Raw genomic sequence first — 22037 nt, forward strand, 5'->3', positions numbered from 1 at the left:
CCCTCCTGCTACGCGAAAACTCGCCGGAGACCTGAATGCTGCGCCGCGGGTAAAGAAAAACTTAATCCACATGTTCGAATAACTAATGAATTCATACAACCGTAAATAAAGTTCTCTCCAAATGGTAAAAGATAGAATTGTATCGTTTACTTATTCCTTACCGTCGCCGTGCTCGAAAGGCGTGACTGCTGCTTCCCTCCGGCGGGATCACCCCGGAGATTCCGCGGAGGCGGCGGCGAGAAATGTGACAACGGGGGTGCATGGGATGACAAGGGGCATGGGGGGAGGCGCTGTGACGCTGACGGGTGGCGGCGCGGCCGATCTCTTCTTCGGATCACGGTTTGACGACAGCATTCGCGGTGGCGGGGGGGACGATCTGATCCTCGCCAACGCCGGAAACGATCGTGTCTTCGGCGAGGATGGCGATGACGATCTGTTCGGTGGCGATGGCGATGACTATCTCAGCGGTGGCGCGGGTAACGACCGGATGTTCGGTGGACCGGGCAATGACACGTTGCATGGCGGCGGTGGGTCGAACGTGCTGTATGGCGGCATTGGCGACGACCTGCTCGACGCGCGCTGGCTGACCCAGGACGAGGTCGATCCGACGGCGGCCAATTTCGCGACCTGGAGCGCGGAGAAGCGGCTGACCGGCGACGAGATGCACGGCGGCGCCGGCAATGACACGCTGCACGGCTCGTTCGGAGCCGATTCGCTCTATGGCGGCGCCGGAAACGATTCGCTTCGCGGTCAGGACGGCGACGATCTGCTGGTCGGCGGCGCGGGCAACGACACGCTGCGGGGCGACAATGGCGCGGATACGCTGATCGGTGGTAGCGGCGCCGACGTCCTCGACGGTGGCCTCGGCAACGATGAACTGCGCGGCGGCTCGGGCTCGGACACGATCGATGGCGGCAACGGAAACGATTCGATCTATGGCGGCGCCGATCGTGATGTCATTTCCGGCGGCTACGGCGACGACTGGATCGTCGCCGGCGCGGGCGACGACCGGGTCGACGGCGGCGGAGGCGACGACGTGATCTTCCTCGGCGCCGGCAACGATTTCGTCGCGGCGACGGACGACTTCGGCCGGGGTGACGATGTGATCTTCGGCCAGGCGGGCAACGACTGGATCCACGGCGGCCGCGGGTCGGACTATATCGACGGCGGCAAGGGCGACGACCGGATCAACGGCGGGGCTGGGGACGACTATTTCGTCGGCGGCCGCGGCGCGGACATCTTCGAGTTTCGCAGCGCCTCAGGCGTCGACACGATCGAGGATTTCGGCGCTGGCGACCGGTTCCATGTGACACAGAACGTCAATGGAATCGGCCTCGTCAATGTCGACACGCTGTCGGATCGGATGACCGATCTCGGGGGCGACACGTTCCTCGACCTCGGCAATGGCCATGGCGTGCTGTTTCTTGGCGTGGGCGCGGATGCGCTGACCGATCTCTTCGAGACCGGCCTCGGCATCCTCGTCTGATTGAAACAGAGCTGAGCGGGCGCGGGCTCGCTCAGCTTTCCACGAATTCCGCGACGAATTTCGTCGCCGGACGAGCGCGGATCTCGTGCGGCGTGCCGATCTGCTCGATCCGCCCCATGCTCATCACCACGACGAGATCGGCGAGTTCCATCGCCTCTTCCTGATCGTGGGTCACAAAGATGGTGGTGAGGCCGGTCTGATCGTGGATCTCGCGCAGGCCGCCCCGCAGTTCGCGCCGGACCCGGGCGTCGAGCGCGCCGAACGGCTCATCGAGCAGAAGCATCCGGGGTTCGATCGCGAGGGCGCGAGCGAGCGCCACGCGCTGTCGCTGGCCGCCGGAAAGCTGGCTCGGATAGCGCCTGCCGATATCGGGCAGCTGGATCATCTTCAGGAGCTTGTTCACCCGCCGTTCGATCTCCGGACCCGTCGGGCGGGTCCTGCGCGGCCGCGCGCGCAGGCCATAGGCGATATTCTCGAACACCGTCATATGCTTGAAGAGCGCGTAGTGCTGAAAGACGAAGCCGGCGCGGCGTTCCTGCACGGACATGCCGGTGGCATCCTGGCCGTCGAACCGCACCCGGCCGGAGGTCGGGAACTCGAGCCCGCCGAGGATGCGCAGCAGCGTGGTCTTGCCCGAACCCGACGGTCCGAGCAGCGAGACGAGTGCGCCCGACGGGATCGACAGGCTGGCCGGCAGGAGCGCGGTCGTCGGGCCGAATTCCTTGGCCAGTTCTTCGATCTCGATCTGCATGGCGGAATTCCTTTCGGGTTCAGTGGCGATGCGCGGCGGCGAGCTGGTCCGCGTAGCGCCATTCCAGCAGCGATTTGAGCACGAGGGTCACAAGGCCGAGCGTCGCGAGCAAGGCGGCCATGGTGAAGGCCGCGACCGAGAGATATTCATTGTACGACATTTCGATCATCAGCGGCATGGTAATCGTCTGGCCGCGAATCTTGCCCGACACCACGGCCACCGCGCCGAATTCGCCCATGGCGCGCGCATTGCAGAGCAGCACGCCATAGAGCAGTGCCCAGCGGATATTGGGCAGCGTCACGGTCCGGAACGTACGCCAGCCGCTGGCGCCGAGGGTCAGCGCGGCTTCCTCTTCCGCCCGCCCCTGCTCCTGCATCACCGGAATGAGTTCGCGCGCGACGAAGGGGAAGGTGACGAACATGGTGGCCAGAACGATGCCCGGCACGGCGAAGACCACCTGCATCCCGTGCGCGATCATCCAGGCCCCGACCGCGCCGTTGGCCCCGAACAGCAGCACGAGGCAGAGGCCGGCCACGACCGGCGAGACCGAGAAGGGCAGGTCGATGAGGGTTATCAGGAAGGCCTTGCCGGGAAAGTCGAACTTCGCGATGGCCCAGGCGGCGGCGATGCCGAAGATGGCGTTGAGCGGCACCGCGATGACGGCGGTGATCAGCGTCAGCCGGATCGCGTGCAGCGCGTCGGGGTTCTGGAACGAGGCGAGCGCGGCGCCGAGCCCTTCGGCCAGCGCCTGCTTGAACACCTCGAACAGCGGCGCGAAGAGCAGGAGCCCGAGGATGGCGATGACAAGCAGCACCATCGCCACCCGGAACCAGCCGGGTTCGGTAATGACCGCGCGCCGCCGCGTCGGCGCGGGACGCGGCGCGATGGCGGGGTTGGTCGAGGTTTCGGCCATTCACCGCTCCCCGGAAGTGGCGCGCGACGGCGCCTGGGACAAGTTATGCATCACCGAACCTCTTGCGGCTCCAGACCTGGATCAGGTTGATCGCGAGCAGCATGGCAAAGGAGATCGCCAGCATGGCGATCGCGATCGCGGTCGCGCCGTTGTAGTCGAATTCCTCGAGACGGATCACGATCAGCAGCGGCGCGATCTCGGTGGCGAAGGGCAGGTTGCCGGCGATGAAGATCACCGAGCCGTATTCGCCGACCCCGCGGGCCAGCGCTAGCGCGAAGCCGGTCAGCAGCGCCGGCATCAGCATCGGCAGGATGACGCGGACGAAGGTACGCGCGCGATAGGCGCCGAGAGTGGCCGAGGCTTCCTCGACCTCGCGGTCGACCTCCTCGATCACCGGCTGCACGGTACGCACGACGAAGGGCAGGCCGACGAAGACGAGGGCGATCCAGATGCCGAGCGGGGCATAGGCGACCTTGATCCCGAGTTCGGCCAGCGGCGCGCCAAAGGCGCCGTTCGGGGCGTAGAGCGTGGTAAGGGCGATGCCGGCCACCGCCGTCGGCAGCGCGAACGGCAGGTCAACGGCCGCGTCGATCAGCCGGCGGCCGGGGAAGGAATAGCGCACCAGCACCCAGGCGAGCATCAGTCCGAAGACGAGATTGAAGAGCGCCGCGAGGAAGGCGAGCCGGAAGGACAACCAGAGCGCGGCGAGCACGCGTTCGGTCAGTACGATCCGCGCGATCTCGCCGAAGCCGATGCCGGCGCCCCGTGCGAGCAGGGCGCCGATCGGAATGATCACGACGATGGAAAGGAGCGTGAGCGCGATCCCCGACGCCAGACCGAAGCCTGGCATCGGGGAGGGGGCCCTGAGGGAGAACCCGGCCATGCGTGACAACGCCTATTTCCCGGCAAAGATCTGGTCGAATACGCCGCCGTCGCCGAAATGTTCCGGCTGAACCTTGGCCCAGCCGCCGAAATCCGCGATCGAGACGAGTTCGAGTTTGGGGAAGCGCTCGACATCGGCGGCGGCCGCCGCGCTGGTGTCCCAGGCCCGGAAATAGTGCTTCAGTGCGATCGCCTGACCCTCGGGCGCGTAGAGATAGTCGAGATAGGCCTTCGCCGCCTCGCCCTGCTCCGGGGAGGTGATGTTGCCTTCGACCACCGCCACCGTCGGTTCGGCCAGGATCGAGACCGTCGGATAGACGATGTCGAACTTGTCCTCACCGAGTTCGTTGAGGGCGAGGTAGGCCTCGTTCTCCCAGGCGAGCAGCACGTCGCCGATGCCACGCTGGGCGAAGGTCGTCGTCGATCCGCGCGCGCCGCTGTCGAGTACCGGAACGTTGGCGAAGAGCTTGCCGACGAATTCCTTCACCTTCTCCTGATCGCCGCCGAAGGTCTTGCTGGCATAGGCCCAGGCCGCGAGATAGTTCCAGCGGGCGCCGCCGGAGGTCTTGGGGTTCGGGGTGATCACCTGGACGCCCGGCTCGACGAGGTCGTCCCAATCCTTCAGTCCCTTCGGATTTCCCTCGCGCACCAGGAAGACGACGGTCGAGGTATAGGGCGCGGAATTGTGCGGCAGCTTCGACTGCCAGTCCGCCGGCACCTTGCCCGACCGCGTGGCGATGGCGTCGATGTCGCTGGCCAGCGCCAGGGTGACGACCTGCGCGGCGAGTCCGTCGATCACCGCGCGGGCCTGCGAGCCGGAGCCGCCGTGCGACGCCTGGATGTCGAGCGCCGGCTTGCCCTCGGCCTGCCAATGCGCGTTGAAGGCGGCGTTGAAGTCACGGTAGAGCTCGCGCGTCGGGTCGTAGGACACGTTCAGCAGCTTGGTCTGCGCCTCGGCCGGCTGGCCGCCGAGCGCCACGAGGCCAAGCAGCGCCGCCGTCGCCGAGGCCCCGAGCCATCGGCCGAGCCGGCGGGCGAGCGATACCGGGACAGCGGTCCCGCGCGGCCCGGCGGGTTGGCCCGGAACCCGGTCGGCCAGATGGATCGCACCGAAAACGTCGAAATGCACCGTGTGTTCGTCGCTATGCTCGACCGTCCCGCAGGCGCCATCCGCGACCCCAGTCGAGCGCTGGTCGGGCAGCGGTTTGGCCCGCCAGCCCCACGGAATGTAGCTGTCCATAGAAAATCCTCCTCGATATTCCGGCGTTATCACGACAGATATGATCGTGATGATCAAGAATAATGTTCCAGTGAGGAATTATGTCCTGAATCGCCGGCGATCAGGAGACGATGGCTATCATTTCATCCGGCGGAAGGAGGGAATCTTTCCGCATGAGGTCCGCCAGCGTCAGCGACTCGATCATCAGCAGATAGGCCGAGAACAGGTCGCCAAACACCTTGCGGATTCGGCAGTTGGTCTCGTCGTGGCAATCCTCGCACCGCTGATACGCGCGGCGCGACAGGCAGGGCAGCGGCGCGATCGGGCCGTCGATCATGCGCAGCACATCGCTGATCGGGATGCTGCCGGGCGCCTTGATCAGCACATAGCCGCCGTCGCGCCCGCGACGGCTGCCGATGACGCCGGCGTTGCGGATGTCGATCAGGATATGTTCGAGGAAGCGCTTGGGCGCATTCGAACGGCTGGCGATCTCCTCGATCCGCAGTGATCCGCCCCCGGAGGCCTGTTCTTCGGCCAGCGTGATCAATGCCTTGATCGCGTATTTGGTCTTCTGCGAGATCATTTTCCGCAGCTATGCCATGAATCACGAGCAATCAAGCCGCTTTTACCGTCTTTTTCGATGCGGTTGAAACCTGTTGCTTCCATGCGCCGCCGAGTTGAGCGGCGCGGGAGCGACCGGGGCGGCGGACAGCGAGGCAATTTCAGGGAGGCAAAGCTTGCTTTCGAGAAATGCCATCCATATACCATCCATGTGGATGGAGAATCGAATGAGCGACAATGTCAGACAGCTGCGTGACCGGGATCGGGGCGGCGACACCGAGAAGATCACGATCAATCTAGGCTTCGTCGATCTCGGCCGGATCGATCTGCTGGTCCGCGAGGGTTTCTATTCCAACCGCACCGACCTGATCCGCACCGCGATCCGCAACCAGCTCGAGAGCCACGCCGAGACGGTCAGCCGCTCGGTCACGCGGCACATGTTCGAGATGGGGCTGCGCGATTTCGGTCGGGAGGAACTGGAGGCGGCGCGGGCGGCTGGCGAGACCTTCAGCATCCGTGTCGTCGGCCTGGTGCGGATCGCGGCGGATGTGACGCCTGAGCTCGCGCGTGCCACCATTGGCGCGATCACCGTGCTCGGCGCGCTGCAGGCGAGCCCCGCGGTGAAGGCGGCGCTCGCCGACCGCGTGGAGTGAGCGCCGGCCCGGATGAATTTTGCATTGAACGAGTGACCGTGAACAAGTTGAGAGGAGAGCAGGCATGACTCCCGAATTCACCGCCGCCATGGCGCGGGCGACGGCCGCGACCAACGCGAGCAAGCTCGACGAGGCGACGCGCATCATCGCCGAGGCCCTGGGCATCCGTCAGGCGGAAGGCAAGCCGGAGACGGACGGCGCCGGCTCGCGGCTCGATCCGCGGGCGGAGATCGCCGAGGCGGAAATCATCGAGCCGGATGCCGGGACGGAGTCTGCTTCGGGCCCGAAGCCAACCGCGGCGCCGACCGCGGCGCCGGGCCACCCGCTGCTGGCGGGACTGACGCGGCGCATCCGGCGGCCGCTGCGCGAGGTGCTGCGCGCGCTGCGCCAGGGCCGGCTCGCGGCGGGCCTGACACGGGACGGCGCGCCGCCGGCCGATCCTCTGGTCGAGCCGCCTCGGCCGGACCTTCCCGAGGGGGCGCGGTTCGAGGAGCGCCGGTTCGATTGCGCGGCGGGCGGGCGGGGCTACAAGCTCTATGTTCCGGCGGCGCGGCCGGCGCGGGGGCTCGTCGTCATGCTGCATGGCTGCGGGCAGAACCCGGACGATTTCGCCCTGGGGACCGGCATGAACGCGGTGGCCGAGGCGAACGGGCTCGCGGTGGTCTATCCGCGTCAGGGAAAGAGGGCCAATATCTCGGGCTGCTGGAACTGGTTCCGGCCGGGCGACCAGCGGCGCGACGCCGGCGAGCCGGCGATCATCGCCGGCATGACCCGCGCGGTGATGGAGGAACTGGGGATCGCGCCCGACCGGGTCTTCGTCGCGGGCCTTTCGGCCGGCGGTGCGATGGCGGCGGTGATGGCGGAAGCCTATCCCGAGCTTTACGCGGCGGCGGGCATCCATTCCGGTGTGCCGACGGGGACGGCGAACGACGTGCTCTCGGCCTTCGCTGCGATGCGCGGCGAGCTGGCACCGCGCCCGGGCGCGGCGGCGACGCGCGCGCGGACCATCGTCTTTCATGGCGACGCGGATCGCACGGTGCATCCGGCGAATGCGACGCGGCTCGTCGCGGTGCCGCCGGGCTCCGCGGGTGAGGCGGGACGATCGGCGGGCGGGCGAAGCTATATCCGATCGGTCATCCCGGCGGCGGACGGGGCGGCCGGCGGCGAGGTCTGGCTTGTCGAGGCGGCGGGCCATGCCTGGTCCGGCGGGCAGGCGGCCGGATCTTTCACCGACCCCGCCGGCCCCGACGCCTCGGCGGAAATGGTGCGCTTCTTCCTCGAAGGCGCCCCCGAAAGCGCTGACGAAGGCCAGCCTGCGCCGTCGACCTGACGGCCGCCACCGCCGGCCGGTGGTGGCGGCGCGGGTGGCGTGCCCCGACGGTACCGGTCAGGCCATTTCCGCGATGATCGCGCGCAGCGTCTCGATGCCCTCGCCGGTCTCGGCGGAGGTGACGACGATCTCCGGGAAGGCGGCGGGATGCTGGCCAAGCGCCGCCTTCACCTGTTCGATGGTCGGCGACAGCTCGCCCGGGCGCGGCTTGTCGGCCTTGGTCAGCACCAGCTGGAAGGTCACGGCCGAGCGGTTCAGCAGCGCCATGATCTCACCATCGACCGCCTTCACCCCGTGGCGCGCGTCGATCAGCAGGAACACCCGCCGCAGCGTCGGCCGCCCGGCGAGATAGGCGCGCAGCAGCGCCTGCCATTTCTCCACCACCGCCTTCGGCGCCTCGGCGAAGCCATAGCCCGGCAGATCGACGAGATAGCGCGCCGGCCCGAGCGCGAAGAAATTGATCTCCTGCGTCCGTCCGGGCGTGTTCGAGGCCCGCGCCAGCGCCTTGCGACCGGTCAGCGCGTTGATCAGGCTCGACTTGCCCACGTTGGAGCGGCCGGCGAAACAGACCTCCAGCCGGTCGGCGGGCGGCAGGGCCTCCATCGCCGTCACGCCCTTGAGGAAATCGCAAGGCCCCGCGAAGAGCCGGCGCCCGGCCTCAACCGCCCCCGGTTCGGCCGGTTCGGCGAGGGTGAAGACCTGCTTCACGCGAGCGCCGCCGCGTCCCCGACCGCGACGCGGCCGCCCGTCACCACCTCGGCATAGACGCCGAAATCCTGATGGCCCCAGCCGGCGCGCAGGCCGCCGAGCGTGTCGGCATCGACGAGGCCCGTCTCGGGATTGGCGGTGGTCGCCTTGCAGCGGGTGATGACCTCGCGCACGCGGAGCGTCGCCCCGCCGATCCGCAGCGTCTGGCCGACGAGCTCGAACTCGGCGAAGGGCGCGAGTCCTTCGAGCCAGATGTTGCCGCGAAAACGCTCCATCGCCAGCGGCTGGCCGAGCCGGTCGGACAGCGCGGCGAGGCTTGCCTGGTTGAGAAGCGCGATCGACGGGAAATCGCTGTCGGTCATCCCGACCCTGGCTCGCGCGACGAAGGCCGGCGCCGGCCGCTCGGGACTGGTGAGCGGCGTCACCCAGGCGATGAGGCGCGCGGCGTCCCCGGCGTCGTCGGGATCGACGGTCAGCGGCTCCCGCGCCGGATGGGTCAGGGTCACCCGCCCGGCCGCCTCGTCGACGCTGGCGCGGATCGCCATCAGCCGGGGCGATTTCGCACCGCGGCTGAAATTGACGCACGGCGCCCATTCGGTCGCGCCGGGCGCGATCCTGGCCCGGGCGTCGGCGATCGCCCAGACCCGGTCCCAAGGCAGGGTGGCGCCGGCGGCGAGGGTCACGGCCCCGAGCCCCTCGACGCCGTGTCCCTTGATCGGGTGCCGCCAGAGATGAGTGACGGCCAGCGCCACGCTACTTCGCCTTGCGGAGCTTTCGGAGCCCGCTGAGCATGTTGCCGAAAACGTCGGGCTTGATCCCCTGGGTGCGCATGATCGTGTATTGCTGGCCGAAGGTGATCGAGTTGTTCGCCACCCAGTAGATCACCAGCCCGCTGGCGAACTTGCCGAGCATGAACATGAAGATCCAGGGCATCCAGGTGAAGATCATCGCCTGGGTCTTGTCGGCGGGCGCCGGGTTCAGCTTCTGCTGCAGCCACATCGACAGGCCGAGCAGGATCGGCCAGACCCCGATCGACAGGATGCCGAGCGCGCTGGCATGGGTCGGCGCGGCCCAGGGCAGCAGGCCGAAGAAGTTCATCCAGCTCGTCGGATCGGGCGCGGAAAGATCGCGGATCCAGCCGAAGAACGGCGCGTGGCGCAGCTCCAGCGTGACGAAGATCACCTTGTAGAGCGAGAAGAAGATCGGGATCTGCAACAGGATCGGCAAGCAGCCGGCGGCGGGGTTCACCTTTTCCCGCTTGTAGAGCGCCATCATCTCCTGCTGCATCTTCACCCGGTCGTCGCCGGCGGCTTCCTTCAGCTTCTCCATCTCCGGCTGAAGCGCCTTCATCTTCGACATCGAGACGTAGGACTTGTAGGCGAGCGGGAACAGCAGCAGCTTGATGATGAAGGTGAGGCCGATGATCGCGAGGCCCATGTTGCCGATCAGCGCGTGCATCTGGTGCAGGACCCAGAAGATCGGCTTGGTGAGGAAGAAGAACCAGCCCCAGTCGATGGAATCGACGAAGCGGTCGATATGCATGTCGTTCTGGTAGTCGCGGATCGTCGCCCATTCCTTGGCGCCGGCGAAGAGCGAGGTGACGGACTGCGCGGTTTCGCCAGGGCCCACCGTCATCACCGGCATGCGGATGTCGGTCTGGAAGGTGTCGGTCGCCTGCGTGTATTTCGTCACGGCGGTGAAGGGCTGGGTCGGCGACGGGATGAGCGTCGTCATCCAGTAGTGGTCGGTGAAGCCGATCCAGCCGTTGCCGGTGACATCGATCCGCTGCGCGGCGGCGCCCTCGGCCGGGTCGACCGGCAGATCCATGATCTTCTTGTATTTCAGCTCGTTGAGCTGGCCGTCGGTGACCGAGATCACCCCCTCGTGCAGGATATAGAAGTTCATCAGATCGGACGGGATTCCGTGCCGCGCGATGATGCCGTAGGGCGCGAGCCGGACCGGCGCGGCGGTGGTGTTCTCGACCGACTGGGTGGTGGTGAACATGAAATTGTCGTCCACCGCGATCACGCGACGGAAGATGAGCCCCGCGCCATTGTCCCAGACCAGCGTCACCGGCGTCGTCTCGGTCAGCACCGCGCCGCTCTCCGCGCGCCAGGGCGTGCTCGGCCCCGGCACGGCGTTCGCCGCCAGCCCCTCGGCCGGCGACCAGCCGTAGAGCGCGTAATAGGCGTTCGGCACCCCGGCGGGCGACAGGAGCGTGACATTGGGCGAACCCTTGTCGACGGTCACGAAATAGTCGTTGAGGCTGAGGTCATCGACGCGGCCGCCGACCAGCGACAGCGACCCGGTCAACCGGGCGGTACGGATCTCGACGCGCTCGGTCTTGTTCAGCGCTTCGGCCCGCGTCGCGGTCTGCGCCACCTCCAGAGTCGGCGCCTGGGTCGTGCCCGCGCCGCTCGCGACGGCTGGCACGCTCACCGTGCCGTCGGCCTGGGTGACCGCCGGCGTCTGGGGCGCTGTCTGCGATTCCGGCGGCGGAAACAGCAGGAACCAGACCAGGATGACCAGGAAGCTCAGCGCGGTCGCCAGGATCAGATTCCTGTTCTGGTCGTCCATGAAGGTGACTCCGGTCTGACCCCGACAATATAGTCTGGGGGGTTCAACAGCCGCCGGGGTCAAACGTCAAGGTGTATTCGGGTCGCCGGCCACCGCTCCGCCGAGGCCCGGAAGGCGGGGACCGGACATGTCGTAGGGCCGGGCGTTGAACGAGCGCAGCCAGTGGAACGTGTCGGCCCGCGACATCGGTTTGGCGAGGAGAAATCCCTGGAAGAGGTCGCAACCGAGCCGGCGCAGCATCGCCTCCGCGTCCTCGGTCTCGACTCCTTCGGCCAAGGTGCTGATGCCGAGCGCCCGCGCCATCGCGATCATCGAGGCGGTCAGCTTCTGCTGTTCCTCGCAGGTCTCGATGCCGAAGATGAAGCCGCGGTCGATCTTGATGCGATTGACCATGAAGCGGCGCAGGTTCGAGATCGAGGCATGGCCGGTGCCGAAATCGTCGAGTTCGATATGGAACCCGGCGGAGGCGAGACCGCGCAGGTTGCGCACCACGAGATCGGCGTCGCTCTTGATCAGTACCGTCTCCAGCACTTCGATGGCGAGGCGCGACGGGTCGAGGTCGAACCGCTCGACCTCCCACTTGATCTTCTCGATCAGCCTCGGGTCGCGCAACTGGGCGAGGGCGAAATTGACGCCGACCCGGGGAACGTCGAGGCTCGCGTCGTCCCAGGCCCGGATCGCCTCCAGCGTACGGGTCAACACCACCTCGCCGATCCGCTCGGTCAGATCGGCCTGCTCGGCGTGCTCGAGAAACGCCGCCGGGGTCAGCAGGCCGTGCCGGGGATGCTCCCAGCGCACCAGCGCCTCGAAGCCGGCGAAGCGGCCGCTGCGCAGATCGACCTGCGGCTGGAAGAAGGGAACGAGTTCGCCCCGGCCGAGCCCGGACAGAAGCTCGGTATAGAGGGTCTGGCGCCTTTCCACCTCGACGCGCAGGCTCTCGCGGAAATAGCGGATGTTGCCCGGGCCGGCGCTTTGCGCCTCGGCCAGCGCGATCTCGGCATTGGTGATCACACGGTCGGGATCGGCCTCGTCGTCGGAGAGCAGGGTGACGCCGATGCTGGAGCCGAGCCGGCGGGCGCCACCCCGGATCGAGAAGGGCTTGGCGAGCGCGCTCTGGATCCGCCCGGCGATCGTCGCCGCCGCGTTCGCATCCTCCAGATCCCCCGCCACCACCACGAAATCGTCCTGGCCGAGATAGGCGGCGAAATCGCCGGCGCGCAGCGCGTGCTGCACGCGGCGGGCGGTGATGCGGATGATCTCGTCCGTCGTGCGCTGCCCGAGCGTCTCGCGCAGGAGGCTGAACTTGTCGAGGTCGATGCGCAGCACGGCGGTCTGCGTCTGCGCCCGCTTCGCACCGGCCGCGAGCTGCGACAGATAGGCATGCAGATAGGTCGCGTTCGGCAGCGAGGTCAGCGGATCATGCAGCAGGCGGAAGCGGTTCTCCCGATCCGCCTCGAGCGTGCGCCGCACCCAGTCGCGCACCCGCCGCCGCGCCGGCAGCACGACCCAGGTGACCAGTCCGGCGCCGACCAGCGCATGGGCGAGAAGCGAGCCGAGCAGGATCTGGCGCGCCCGCGTCGCCGCGCGCGCGCTATCGCCGGCGGCGCGCATCCGCGCGAGATCCAGCCTCGGCGCCAGCTGCCCCGCCACGAGGCCGCGAAGCTCGGTCACCGCGGTCGCACCGAAGCCGGGTCGGGTCAGGATGGCGCGCGCCTCGTCCGCGACATGGCCGATCTCGTCCGCGTCCTGTCCGGGCGCCGCGCGGATCCCGTCCCGCTGCAGAAGCCAGCCGAGATCCTGCCTCGCACGGGAGAGATCCTTCGCCGCCGGATCCTTGTCGGCGTCGAGCGCCACCAGCTTCGCCAGCGCCGCCTGCGCGGCGTCGGACGCCTCCGCGCTGACCCGGGCCCGCTGCCACGCCCGTCCCTGGTCGCGGATCGCCGCGTCGAAGATCGCATGCGAGATCACGGCCAGCGCCAGGCCGATGCCCAGGATGGTCCAGGTCACGCCTGCGAACAGGCGGTCCGGGGCCGGACGGGACGAGGATTCGGACGCGGTGATCATGCCCGATCCTAGGGCGGGCGGGCCTCAGCAAGCGTTAATTCGGCTCCGGGGGCCGCTCCGATTCTCCCCCGCATTCTCGGCGAATTTTCAGCTTCCCGTCAGGCCCCCGGGCGCCGTCGCCCTTCGTGACCAATCCGAAAGCGCGGCCGGACCCGGAGGAGGGCCACCTTCGGTTTCATTCAGGTTTGCTAACCTGGAGAGCAGTCGTTTCGCGCCAACAGGTGCGAAACAAGGAAAGACTTGCGCGCACCGCGCGCTCGGGTCGCGCGGCAAAGGCCGCGCCGCCCGCCGGCGGCGGGCGCCTCACAGCCCTTTGAAATCGAAGAGACCCGGGTCGAGCAGGTGGCTCGGATTTACCTGGGTCAAGGCGCGGAACAGGATCGCGCGGCGCCCGGGGCTCGCCTCCTCCCATCCATCGACCATCTGCTTGATCCGCTGGCGCCAGAGCCCGTCTTGGCTGCCGCAGAGGTCGCAGGGGATGATCGGATAGTTCATTGCCCGGCTGAACCGCGCGCAATCGGCCTCGGGCACCAGCGCCAGAGGTCGCAGCACATGGAGATCGCCCTCGTCGTTCAGGAGCCGCGGCGGCATGGCGGCGAGCTTGCCGCCGTGAAAGAGGTTGAGCAGGAAGGTCTCGATGACGTCGTCGCGGTGGTGGCCGAGCACCACCGCCGCGCAGCCTTCCTCCCGCGCGATCCGGTAGAGGTTGCCCCGGCGCAGGCGCGAGCAGAGCGCGCAGTAGGTCTTGCCCGCCGGCACCTTGTCCATGACGATCGAATAGGTGTCCTGATACTCGATCCGGTGCGGCACCCCCATGCGGGTCAGGAACTCCGGCAGCACGGTCGCCGGAAAGCCTGGCTGACCCTGGTCGAGGTTGCAGGCGAGGATCTCGACGGGCAGCAGGCCGCGCCAACTGAGCTCGGTCAGGGCGGCGAGCAGGGTATAGCTGTCCTTGCCGCCGGACAGGCAGACCAGCCAGCGATCGCCGCGGCGGACCATGCCGTAGGTCTCGATCGCCTCGCGGGTCAGGCGGATGATCCGCTTGCGCAGCTTGCGGAACTCCGTCGAGGCGGGCGCCCCGGCGAACAACGGATGGATCTCGTTCCCGGGGATGTCGTCTTCGTCGTCCAACATGCCCCGAGCCATAGCGCGGCCCGCCCCGCCCTGCAACGACTCCAGCCCGGTCAGGGCACGGGGTCGATGCCGGAGGGGCCCCAGGGATGGCAGCGGCCGATCCGGCGCAGCGTCAGCCAGCCGCCGCGCAGCGCGCCATGCCGGTCGAGCGCTTCGAGCGCATAGGCCGAGCAGGTCGGCTGGAAGCGGCAATGCATTCCGACCCAGGGCGAGAGCAGCAGCCGATAGGCCCGCACCGGCAGCGCGAGCAGATGCGCGGCGGGGCTCATGCTTGCGCCGGGCTCATGCGTGCACCGACTCGAGCGCGCTCCGCAGGTCGTCGCAAAGCTGGTCGAAGGGGTGGGTCGCGGTCACTCCGGGACGGCCGATCAGCACATAGTCCCAGCCCGGCCGCGCGCCCGAGGCCAGCACCGCGCGGGCGGCGGCGCGCAGCCGGCGCTTGGCGCGGTTGCGCGCGACCGCGTTGCCCACCTTCTTTGAACAGGTGAAGCCGACGCGGGCGCTTGTCCCGGTTGGCTCCTCGCCGGTCAACTTTTCCGCGGTCAACTCGCCCGGCGCGCGTTGACGCGCCTGCAGGGTGAAGGCGGGGCGCGACTTGCGCCGCGCCCGAGCGGCGGCGAGGAAATCCGCGCGGCGCGTCAGCGTCCGGACAGCCGCCATGGCGGCCGGCGGCTCAGGCCGACAGGCGCTTGCGGCCGATGGCCCGGCGGCGGTTCAGAATGATCCGGCCGCTCTTGGTCGCCATGCGGGCGCGAAAGCCGTGCCGGTGCTTGCGCACGAGGTTGCTCGGCTGAAAGGTACGTTTCGACATCTTCTTCTCCAGTCAGCGCCGGAGCGAAGCCGGCCCGGGTCGCCGCGACGCCCGAAATTCGAAGGCCTGCCTATAGGACCGGGCGCCGGAGGAGTCAATCAGGACGGAGGGCCGCGCATCGAATTTGGCCACCAGCGGTGTGACCGTTTTCAATGGTCCAGCCGGGCATGATCGCCACCATTGATTCCTGCCGGAGACATCTGGCCCCCTCGCGCCTTCCGCGGGTGTGCTCGGGGTACCCGCCCGTGCGGCTTGCCCCTGGCAGGTCGGCAAGGCGCGGTCGCGGGGATGTGCTGCCCCGGCGGATCGCGAGATGAGCGCGACGGCGTGTGATCCCGGGGCGGAACGCGTTCCCGACGGGCCGCGCGGACCCGGACCCGCGCCTTGTCCGCGTCGGGCGCAGCGCATAGAGTCCGGTGCGACCGCGCTGCCTCGGATTTCGCATGTTTCTGAATACGCTATCGGGCCGGATCCTGGGCTTGGTGATCCTCTTCGTGGTGATCGCCGAGGTCCTGATCTTCGTTCCCGCGGTGGCGCGCTTTCGCGAGAGCTACCTGCAGCATCGGCTCGATCTCGGGCAGCTCGCGGCGCTCGCCTTGCTCGCGACGCCGCCGGACCAGGACGTCGCGCCGAACCTGCAGTCCGAACTGCTCGCCACGGCCGACCTGCTGACCGTGACCCTGCAGCGCGCCGAGGTTCGCGAACTCGCCATGTCGGTCGAGAACCCGCCGATGGTCGAGGCCAGCTACGACCTGCGCGACGCCGGTCTCGTCGAGCTGATCCGCGGTGGGGCGCGGGTGTTCCTGTCGTCCGACAACCGGGTGATCTCGGTCAAGGGCTACACCCAGCAGGGGCTCAAGGGCGAGGTGCAGGTGACCATGTACGAGGCGCCGCTGCGCGAGCAGATGATCGCCTACGGCCTGCGCATCCTCTATCTGTCGCTCGTCACCTCGGCGGGGGTCGCAGCGCTCCTGTTCTACGCGGTGCAATGGCTGATCGTGCGGCCGATCAAGCGGGTCGCCGACAGCATGATCGCCTATCGCGACGCGCCGGAGGATGCGACCCGGGTGATCGCTCCGAAGAGCCGGGTGCGCGAGCTGCGCCAGGCCGAGACCGCGCTGCGCGACCTGCAGGTGCAGCTCGCCGCGGCCCTGCGCCAGAAGGAGCGGCTCGCGGCGCTGGGCGGCGCGGTGGCGAAGATCAGTCATGACCTGCGCAACCTCCTCACCACGGCGCAGCTTCTCGCCGACCGGATCGAGGCGAGCGCCGATCCGGCCGTCGGGCGCACCGCCCCGAAGCTGGTGCATTCCCTCTCCCGGGCCATCGCGCTCTGCGAACGGACGCTCGCCTTCGGCAAGGCCGAGGAGCCGCCGCCGGTGCTCGCCGCCGTCCCGCTCGCGCCGCTGGTCTGCGAGGTGGTCGAGAGCGAGAGCGAAGGCGTCGCGCAGAAGGGGATCGCGATCCTCGCCGATATTCCCGCGGCGCTTCGGGTCCGGGCGGACGCCGACCAGCTGTTTCGCGTGCTGTCGAACCTCGTCCGCAACGCGGGCCAGGCGATCGAGACCTCGGGCAGGCCCGGCACCGTCACCGTCTCGGCGCGCGCCGCCGGGGCCTGGTGCGAGGTCTCGGTGGCCGACACCGGGCCCGGCCTGCCGGCGAAGGCGCGCGAGAACCTGTTCCAGCCGTTCCGGGGCGGCGCGCGTCAGGGCGGCTCCGGCCTCGGCCTCGTCATCGCCGCCGAACTCGTCAAGGGCCACGGCGGCGCTCTCACCCTCGCCGAGACGGGCCCCGCCGGCACGGTCTTTCGCGTCACTTTGCCGATGCCCTGATCCTCAGGAGATCAGGATCGCCCGGAAGTCGTTGACGTTGGTCCCGGTCGGACCCGTCACCAGCAGATCGCCGGCGAGGTCGAGCGCGGTCCAGGCATCGTTGCCGTCGAGCAGCGCGCGGGGGTCGGCGCCGGCCGCCCGGATGCGCGCGACCGTGCCGCCATCCGCGAAGCCACCTGCGTTGTCCTCGGACCCGTCGATGCCGTCGGTATCGGCGGCGAGCGCGGTCACGCCGGCCATTCCGTCGAGCCCGAGCGCCAGCGACAGCAGGAATTCGCTGTTGCGCCCGCCCTTGCCGCGCCCGCGGAGCGTCACCGTCGTCTCGCCGCCGGAGAGCAGGACCACGGGCCGCGGAAACGGCCGGTCGCGGGCCGCGATCTCCCGGGCGATGGCGGCGTGGACGCGGGCGACCTCGCGCGCCTCGCCCTCGACCGCGTCGGACAGGATCACCGCCCGCAGCCCCTTCGCGGCGGCGGCGGCCTCCGCCGCCTCCAGCGAGACGGCGGCCGAGGCGATGACCCGAACCGTGTTCCGCGCGAAGGCCGGATCATCCGGGCTCGGCGCCGCGCAATCCGGCCGGGCGAGATGGTCGAGCACCGCCTTCGGCAGATCGAGGCGATAGCGGCGAACCACCGCCCGCGCCGCCTCCGGTCCCGCCGGGTCCGGCACCGTCGGCCCGGAGGCGACGAGCCAGGGATCGTCGCCCGGAATGTCGGAGACCACCAGCGAGGCGACGCGCGCGGGCGCGGCCGCCTTGGCGAGGCGTCCGCCCTTGATGCCGGAGACGTGCTTGCGCAGCACATTCATCTCCGAGATCGGCGCGCCGCAGGCGAGGAGCGCGCGGTTGACCGCCAGCTCGTCCTCCAGCGTCAGGCCGGCGGGCGGGCAGGGCAGCAGCGCCGATCCGCCGCCGCAGATCAGCGCGATGACCAGATCGTCCGGTCCGAGCCCGGAAACCGCCTCGAGCAGCCGCCGCGCGGCGACGATGCCGGCGGCGTCCGGCTCGGGATGCGCGGCCTCCAGCACCTCGATCCGCTCGCAGGGCGCGCCATAGCCGTAGCGGGTGACAACGACGCCGGAGAGCGGTCCATCCCACGCCGCCTCCAGCGCCTGGGCGAGCTGCGCCGCGCCCTTGCCGGCGCCGACGACGACGGTGCGCCCCTTCGGCCGCTCCGGCAGGTTCAGGGCGACGCTCCGGTCGGGCAGCGCGGCGGCGATCGCCGCGTCCAGCAGCGCGCGCAGCAGTGCGCGGGCCCCCGTGTCAGAGCGCATGGTCGAACACGATCAGGCCCTCGATCCCGCCGTCGCAGGCCGCGACCAGCCGGGCGCCGATCGCGCGATGCCCCTCGTCGGCGAGGTAGGCGTCCCGCGCCGCCGCGTCGCGGAAATCGACGCCGAAGCCGTCCTCGAACCCGTGCACCACCGGCGCCTCCGGGCTGACATTGCGCAGCGTCGTGAAGCCGACGATGCCGGGCAGACGCGCCCGCAGCCCGCCGAGATCGGCCATCAGCGCGGCGCGCTCGCCCGCGCTCACCTCGGCGCGAAACCGCAGCAGCACCATGTGTCGGATCATCGGCTTCCCCCGGACTGGTTTGTCACAGCATAGTCGCGGCGCGCGGGTTTGGAAGCGATCCCTTCGGATCGGTTCGTACCGACGGCCCGGACGGATGACCCTTTCTCAACGGCCGGACACCAGCCCCGGCCTGTCCTCCGGGTGCAACCGCGGAGGTGCCGGTCTCGGCCGTCGGCGAGACCGGCCGCGGACGCCCCTGTCGTGCCGAAGGCACGCCTCCGGCGTGGCGGGGTGTCCGCGTGCGCGGCCACCCAGGGGCGCCCACGTCCGTACTTCGGGGTCCGGGGAAATCTCCGCCCCTTATCGCCTCCGGGCCTCCGGCCCTCCAGCGATCGGCCCGGCCGAGGCAGTGCCTCGGCTTTGTCGGGCCTGTGCCGCGCGTGCCTCTGGCGCGCTTGGTCGGGAAGTCGATGAGATGGGCCGTTGGTATACCCTGGCCGATGACCTTCGCGAGGCCGAGTTCTATTCAGTGCCCGGCGAATTTCGCCGGCCGCTTCTCGCGCTGCGCCGCGAGGCCCTCGGCATGGTCCGCCGAGGCAAAGCAGGCGGCGACGCGCGCCTTCGCCGCCTCCGTGTCGAGTACGCCGCGCGAGATCTCGAGGATCGTGCGCTTCATGCCCCGCACCGCGAGCGGCGCCAGCGCCTCCAGCGTTCCGGTCATTTCGGCGACCTTCTCCTCCAGCGCCTTGGGGGCGACGAGGTGATCGATGAAGCCCGCGGCCAGCAGCTGGTCGCCGTCGAAGCTTTCGGCCAGCAGGAACAGCCGTCGGGCCATCTGCGGCCCGAGGCGCTGAACGGCGCGCGCGATCCCCGCCGCCTCGTAATGGATGCCGAGCCGGGCGGGCGGTGCGAAGGCCTTCATGCCGATGACGCCGACCCGGAAATCGCAGGAGAGCGCGATTTCGACCCCACCGCCATAGACCCCGCCATTCAGCGCGGCGATGGTCGGCGCCGGAAAGGCTTCCAGCCGGTCGCAGAGCCGGGTCAGCGGATTGTCCGACCAGTCGACCTCCGCCACGTCGCCGAGGCTGACGCCGGAACAGAAGCTGCGGCCGGTGCCGGTCACCACCACGGCGCGCAGGTCCGGCCGCTCCGCCCATTCCTCCAGCAGCTCCGCCGCGCGGATCAGCGCCGCGAAATCGAGGGCGTTGTGGGTGGCGGGGCTGTTCAGCACGACGCGGCCGACCGGGCCGGTCAGGGTGGCGTCGATCATCTCGAACCTCTCGGGAATCGCATCTCAGATCTCGAACTCGGCGAAGACGGGCACATGGTCGCTCGGCTGCTCCCAGCCGCGCACATGCCGGGCGATGCCACTGCCGCCGGAGCGCATCGCGAGGTCCGGCGTCGCCCAGACATGATCGAGCCGCCGCCCCTTGTCGGCGGCGTTCCAGTCGGGCGAGCGATAGGACCACCAGGAATAGAGCCGACCGTCGGGGATATGCGCGCGCGTGATATCGACCCAGCCGCCGGCGGCGCGCATCGCCTCCATCGCCTCGGTCTCGACCGGCGTGTGCGACACGATCCTGAGCAACTGCTTGTGGTTCCAGACATCGTCCGGGCGCGGGGCGATATTGAGATCGCCGACGAGGATCGAGGCATGGGGCCGCTCGGCACCGAACCAGGCGCGCAATTCTTCGAGGAAATCGAGCTTGTGGCGGAATTTCGGATTGGCGACCGGATCGGGGATATCACCGCCGGCCGGGATATAGAGGTTGTGGATCACGGTACCGGAGGCGAGCCGGGCCGCGACATGCCGGGCATCGCCCTTGGCGCAGAAATCACGCTGGCCCGCGTCCTCGATCTCGACCCGGGAAATGATGGCAACGCCGTTGTAGCTCTTCTGCCCGCGCGCGACGACATGCTCATAGCCGAGCGCGCGCAGGCCCTCCCGCGGGAAATGTTCGAGCGGCGTCTTGATCTCCTGCAGGCATAGCACATCCGGCGCCGCCTCGCGCAGGAACCGCAGCACGGAGGGCTCGCGCAGGCGAACGGAGTTGATGTTCCAGGTGCAGATCTTGAGCGTCATGCCCGCTCCTTACGAAGCGGGCCGGGCGATCACAAGCCGTCAGCGGCGGGAGAGTTTCGGATACCCGTCGGCACCCCGACCCCCGGGCGTGGCGCCAAGGAGGCGCGCGATGCGCCGGTTTTCCGGGATCTCATACCAAATCCGTTTGATTGCTTCGCCTGCGCCCTTCCCAGCCCCGACCTCGCGTAGCCGCCCAAGGCGGCGCCCATGTCGGTGTCCCCGCGGCCCCGTCTGCGCCATCCGGGCGATGCGCGATGTCCGAGCCTCCACTGCGCGATTTCGAGGTTACGCGAAATCGTGACGGGCATGCCCCGCGGGGGCATGACCGTCTTCAACGGTCAAGCCGGGCACACCCGCCCCGATTCAACCCTCCCGGAGAAATCCGCACCCCTAGCGCCCTCCGCAAGCTTGCTCCGGGCGCGCCCCTGGCGCCCCCAAGAGCGGTCCGCGAAAACATCTCGATCCGAACCAATCAAACGGATCTGGTATCATCTCAGGCGGCGAGGGCGTCCATCGAAAGAACGACGCCGCCGCGACGGCGGCGTTTTTCGACATAGGCGTGGGCGTCGGCGATTTCGGCGAACGGAAGAATGCGATCCACGACCGGCCGGATCGCCCCGCTACGCAACAGGTCGGCGATCTCCTTCAGGTCCTGTTGCTTCTCGCCGCTGGTGCCGAGTACCATTCTCTGCCCGGCGCGCCGCGCGGTCCAGAGGGCCTGCGCGATCTCGCCGAGCGAGCCGAAGTTCAGGGGCACGAAAACGCCCGTCCCGGTCAGGATGGGCCGGCAGCGCGCGAAATCAGACACGCCCACGATGTCCATGATGACGTCGTATCGCCGGGTCGTCGCCGTCATGTCGTCGCGCGTATGGTCGAAGACGTGATCGGCGCCGAGCGTCTGGACCAGATCGCGGTTGTCGGGGCCGCAGACGGCATCGACGGTCGCCCCGAGATGGCGTGCGATCTGAGTTGCATAGCAGCCGACGCCACCCGACGCGCCGATCAGCAGAACCCTGTGGCCGGGCCGGACCTTGGCGAAATCCCGCAGGAAGACGAGGGCCGACAGGGCGCCGAAGGGAACCGCCGCGGCCTCGACATCGGTGAGGTTTTCCGGCGTCGGGGCGATGGCGCCCGTCGCCTTGACCGCCACCGCCTCGGCATGGGCGCCCACGCCGCTGAACCCGAACACGCGATCACCGGGCGCGAAACCCGTGACGCCCGCCCCGACAGCCTCCACCGTTCCGGCGAAGTCACCGCCGAGCACGCCCTTGCGCGGCTTGCGGATGCCGAACATCAGACGGCCCGGCAGCCAGGTAATGCCGGGAAAGGCCGCCGACCGCATCCGCCAGTCGCCGGTCGTGACCGAGGATGCGCCAACGCGAACCAGAACGTCGCCCGGTCCCGGCCGGATCGGCGGCACCTCGCGGATCACGACGACATCCGGCGGGCCATAGCGGTCGCAGACGGCGGCCTTCATTCCCGAGGACTCCTCTCCATGACCGTCGCGGAGTCCCGACGCG

General features: G+C 69.0%; 22 protein-coding genes. 4 read left to right on the forward strand and 18 right to left on the reverse strand.

Annotated features, from left to right (window positions below; genetic code table 11):
* The first annotated feature begins 277 nt into the window (after nt 1–277).
* A complete protein-coding gene (locus tag Q0480_RS02575) occupies nt 278–1486 on the forward strand; it encodes a calcium-binding protein (protein ID WP_299130311.1) in 1209 nt (402 codons plus the stop codon).
* A gap of 31 nt (nt 1487–1517) precedes the next feature.
* Here Q0480_RS02575 and cysA read toward each other — a convergent pair whose 3' ends face one another.
* The 5 genes from cysA to Q0480_RS02600 form a co-directional block, all read right to left on the reverse strand.
* Nucleotides 1518–2237 (reverse strand): sulfate ABC transporter ATP-binding protein, encoded by a 720-nt coding sequence (gene cysA / locus Q0480_RS02580; RefSeq protein ID WP_299130313.1) that lies wholly within the window; start codon nt 2235–2237, stop codon nt 1518–1520.
* Nucleotides 2238–2256: 19 nt separating this feature from the next.
* Nucleotides 2257–3123, reverse strand: a complete 867-nt coding sequence (gene cysW / locus Q0480_RS02585) for a sulfate ABC transporter permease subunit CysW (protein WP_299130363.1) — start codon at nt 3121–3123, stop codon at nt 2257–2259.
* Nucleotides 3124–3193: 70 nt separating this feature from the next.
* Nucleotides 3194–4033 carry a sulfate ABC transporter permease subunit CysT gene (gene cysT, locus Q0480_RS02590; RefSeq protein WP_299130315.1) on the reverse strand — a complete coding sequence of 280 codons (840 nt, stop codon included), beginning with the start codon at nt 4031–4033 and terminating at the stop codon, nt 3194–3196.
* Between the two features lie 12 nt (nt 4034–4045).
* Nucleotides 4046–5272 carry a sulfate ABC transporter substrate-binding protein gene (locus Q0480_RS02595; RefSeq protein WP_299130316.1) on the reverse strand — a complete coding sequence of 409 codons (1227 nt, stop codon included), beginning with the start codon at nt 5270–5272 and terminating at the stop codon, nt 4046–4048.
* A gap of 100 nt (nt 5273–5372) precedes the next feature.
* The gene (locus Q0480_RS02600; protein ID WP_299130318.1) at nt 5373–5834 is read right to left on the reverse strand and encodes an Rrf2 family transcriptional regulator; all 462 of its coding nucleotides are present in this window, start codon (nt 5832–5834) and stop codon (nt 5373–5375) included.
* Nucleotides 5835–6039: 205 nt separating this feature from the next.
* Here Q0480_RS02600 and Q0480_RS02605 point away from each other — a divergent pair, with 205 nt between their 5' ends.
* Both Q0480_RS02605 and Q0480_RS02610 read left to right on the forward strand, forming a co-directional pair.
* Entirely contained in the window at nt 6040–6465 is a 426-nt protein-coding gene (locus Q0480_RS02605) for a CopG family transcriptional regulator (RefSeq protein WP_299130320.1), read from the forward strand.
* A gap of 64 nt (nt 6466–6529) precedes the next feature.
* Complete coding sequence (locus tag Q0480_RS02610) at nt 6530–7795, forward strand: PHB depolymerase family esterase (protein WP_299130321.1); 1266 nt, start codon at nt 6530–6532, stop codon at nt 7793–7795.
* 57 nt (nt 7796–7852) lie between these two features.
* Here the strand turns inward: Q0480_RS02610 and yihA are convergent, their stop codons facing one another.
* From yihA to rpmH, 8 genes are all read right to left on the reverse strand, one after another.
* Nucleotides 7853–8503, reverse strand: coding sequence for a ribosome biogenesis GTP-binding protein YihA/YsxC (gene yihA, locus Q0480_RS02615; RefSeq protein ID WP_299130323.1), 651 nt, complete (start codon nt 8501–8503; stop codon nt 7853–7855).
* Nucleotides 8500–9255, reverse strand: coding sequence for an MOSC domain-containing protein (locus Q0480_RS02620; RefSeq protein ID WP_299130324.1), 756 nt, complete (start codon nt 9253–9255; stop codon nt 8500–8502). The genes yihA and Q0480_RS02620 overlap by 4 nt, the downstream gene beginning before the upstream one ends.
* 1 nt (nt 9256) lies before the next feature.
* Nucleotides 9257–11080: a membrane protein insertase YidC gene (yidC, locus tag Q0480_RS02625; RefSeq protein WP_299130325.1), complete on the reverse strand. Its 1824-nt coding sequence runs from the start codon at nt 11078–11080 to the stop codon at nt 9257–9259.
* Between the two features lie 66 nt (nt 11081–11146).
* Nucleotides 11147–13144: a bifunctional diguanylate cyclase/phosphodiesterase gene (locus Q0480_RS02630; protein ID WP_299130327.1), complete on the reverse strand. Its 1998-nt coding sequence runs from the start codon at nt 13142–13144 to the stop codon at nt 11147–11149.
* A 303-nt stretch (nt 13145–13447) separates the two neighbouring features.
* Nucleotides 13448–14278: a tRNA 2-thiocytidine(32) synthetase TtcA gene (gene ttcA, locus Q0480_RS02635; RefSeq protein WP_299130329.1), complete on the reverse strand. Its 831-nt coding sequence runs from the start codon at nt 14276–14278 to the stop codon at nt 13448–13450.
* Nucleotides 14279–14328: 50 nt separating this feature from the next.
* Nucleotides 14329–14547: a membrane protein insertion efficiency factor YidD gene (gene yidD, locus Q0480_RS02640; protein ID WP_299130332.1), complete on the reverse strand. Its 219-nt coding sequence runs from the start codon at nt 14545–14547 to the stop codon at nt 14329–14331.
* Between the two features lie 13 nt (nt 14548–14560).
* The gene (gene rnpA, locus Q0480_RS02645; RefSeq protein ID WP_299130334.1) at nt 14561–14938 is read right to left on the reverse strand and encodes a ribonuclease P protein component; all 378 of its coding nucleotides are present in this window, start codon (nt 14936–14938) and stop codon (nt 14561–14563) included.
* Nucleotides 14939–14951: 13 nt separating this feature from the next.
* Entirely contained in the window at nt 14952–15089 is a 138-nt protein-coding gene (rpmH, locus tag Q0480_RS02650) for a 50S ribosomal protein L34 (RefSeq protein ID WP_299130336.1), read from the reverse strand.
* A 443-nt stretch (nt 15090–15532) separates the two neighbouring features.
* On the opposite strand from rpmH, the gene Q0480_RS02655 reads away from it, so the two are divergent.
* Nucleotides 15533–16918, forward strand: a complete 1386-nt coding sequence (locus tag Q0480_RS02655) for a HAMP domain-containing sensor histidine kinase (RefSeq protein ID WP_299130339.1) — start codon at nt 15533–15535, stop codon at nt 16916–16918.
* A gap of 3 nt (nt 16919–16921) precedes the next feature.
* Here Q0480_RS02655 and Q0480_RS02660 read toward each other — a convergent pair whose 3' ends face one another.
* The 5 genes from Q0480_RS02660 to Q0480_RS02680 all read right to left on the reverse strand — a co-directional run bounded on the left by Q0480_RS02660 (nt 16922) and on the right by Q0480_RS02680 (nt 21994).
* Nucleotides 16922–18190, reverse strand: coding sequence for a glycerate kinase (locus Q0480_RS02660; RefSeq protein ID WP_299130341.1), 1269 nt, complete (start codon nt 18188–18190; stop codon nt 16922–16924).
* A complete protein-coding gene (locus Q0480_RS02665; protein ID WP_299130343.1) occupies nt 18180–18491 on the reverse strand; it encodes a Dabb family protein in 312 nt (103 codons plus the stop codon). The genes Q0480_RS02660 and Q0480_RS02665 overlap by 11 nt, the downstream gene beginning before the upstream one ends.
* Nucleotides 18492–18957: 466 nt before the next feature.
* The gene (locus Q0480_RS02670) at nt 18958–19704 is read right to left on the reverse strand and encodes an enoyl-CoA hydratase-related protein (RefSeq protein ID WP_299130346.1); all 747 of its coding nucleotides are present in this window, start codon (nt 19702–19704) and stop codon (nt 18958–18960) included.
* A 24-nt stretch (nt 19705–19728) separates the two neighbouring features.
* Nucleotides 19729–20517: an exodeoxyribonuclease III gene (locus tag Q0480_RS02675; protein WP_299130348.1), complete on the reverse strand. Its 789-nt coding sequence runs from the start codon at nt 20515–20517 to the stop codon at nt 19729–19731.
* A gap of 493 nt (nt 20518–21010) precedes the next feature.
* The gene (locus Q0480_RS02680; RefSeq protein ID WP_299130350.1) at nt 21011–21994 is read right to left on the reverse strand and encodes an NAD(P)-dependent alcohol dehydrogenase; all 984 of its coding nucleotides are present in this window, start codon (nt 21992–21994) and stop codon (nt 21011–21013) included.
* Between the last annotated feature and the right edge of the window lie 43 nt (nt 21995–22037).

This window comes from uncultured Amaricoccus sp. (genome assembly GCF_937891315.1).
In the GTDB taxonomy this organism is placed as follows: Bacteria; Pseudomonadota; Alphaproteobacteria; order Rhodobacterales; family Rhodobacteraceae; genus Amaricoccus.

Coding starts and splice junctions, on each gene's coding strand:
- Q0480_RS02575 (WP_299130311.1), top strand. CDS start 278: ATGGGGGGAGGCGCTGTGACGCTGACGGGTGGCGGCGCGGCCGATCTC.
- cysA (WP_299130313.1), bottom strand. CDS start 2,237: ATGCAGATCGAGATCGAAGAACTGGCCAAGGAATTCGGCCCGACGACC.
- cysT (WP_299130315.1), bottom strand. CDS start 4,033: ATGGCCGGGTTCTCCCTCAGGGCCCCCTCCCCGATGCCAGGCTTCGGT.
- Q0480_RS02595 (WP_299130316.1), bottom strand. CDS start 5,272: ATGGACAGCTACATTCCGTGGGGCTGGCGGGCCAAACCGCTGCCCGAC.
- Q0480_RS02600 (WP_299130318.1), bottom strand. CDS start 5,834: ATGATCTCGCAGAAGACCAAATACGCGATCAAGGCATTGATCACGCTG.
- Q0480_RS02605 (WP_299130320.1), top strand. CDS start 6,040: ATGAGCGACAATGTCAGACAGCTGCGTGACCGGGATCGGGGCGGCGAC.
- Q0480_RS02610 (WP_299130321.1), top strand. CDS start 6,530: ATGACTCCCGAATTCACCGCCGCCATGGCGCGGGCGACGGCCGCGACC.
- yidC (WP_299130325.1), bottom strand. CDS start 11,080: ATGGACGACCAGAACAGGAATCTGATCCTGGCGACCGCGCTGAGCTTC.
- Q0480_RS02630 (WP_299130327.1), bottom strand. CDS start 13,144: ATGATCACCGCGTCCGAATCCTCGTCCCGTCCGGCCCCGGACCGCCTG.
- ttcA (WP_299130329.1), bottom strand. CDS start 14,278: ATGTTGGACGACGAAGACGACATCCCCGGGAACGAGATCCATCCGTTG.
- yidD (WP_299130332.1), bottom strand. CDS start 14,547: ATGAGCCCCGCCGCGCATCTGCTCGCGCTGCCGGTGCGGGCCTATCGG.
- rnpA (WP_299130334.1), bottom strand. CDS start 14,938: ATGGCGGCTGTCCGGACGCTGACGCGCCGCGCGGATTTCCTCGCCGCC.
- rpmH (WP_299130336.1), bottom strand. CDS start 15,089: ATGTCGAAACGTACCTTTCAGCCGAGCAACCTCGTGCGCAAGCACCGG.
- Q0480_RS02655 (WP_299130339.1), top strand. CDS start 15,533: ATGTTTCTGAATACGCTATCGGGCCGGATCCTGGGCTTGGTGATCCTC.
- Q0480_RS02660 (WP_299130341.1), bottom strand. CDS start 18,190: ATGCGCTCTGACACGGGGGCCCGCGCACTGCTGCGCGCGCTGCTGGAC.
- Q0480_RS02665 (WP_299130343.1), bottom strand. CDS start 18,491: ATGATCCGACACATGGTGCTGCTGCGGTTTCGCGCCGAGGTGAGCGCG.
- Q0480_RS02670 (WP_299130346.1), bottom strand. CDS start 19,704: ATGATCGACGCCACCCTGACCGGCCCGGTCGGCCGCGTCGTGCTGAAC.
- Q0480_RS02675 (WP_299130348.1), bottom strand. CDS start 20,517: ATGACGCTCAAGATCTGCACCTGGAACATCAACTCCGTTCGCCTGCGC.
- Q0480_RS02680 (WP_299130350.1), bottom strand. CDS start 21,994: ATGAAGGCCGCCGTCTGCGACCGCTATGGCCCGCCGGATGTCGTCGTG.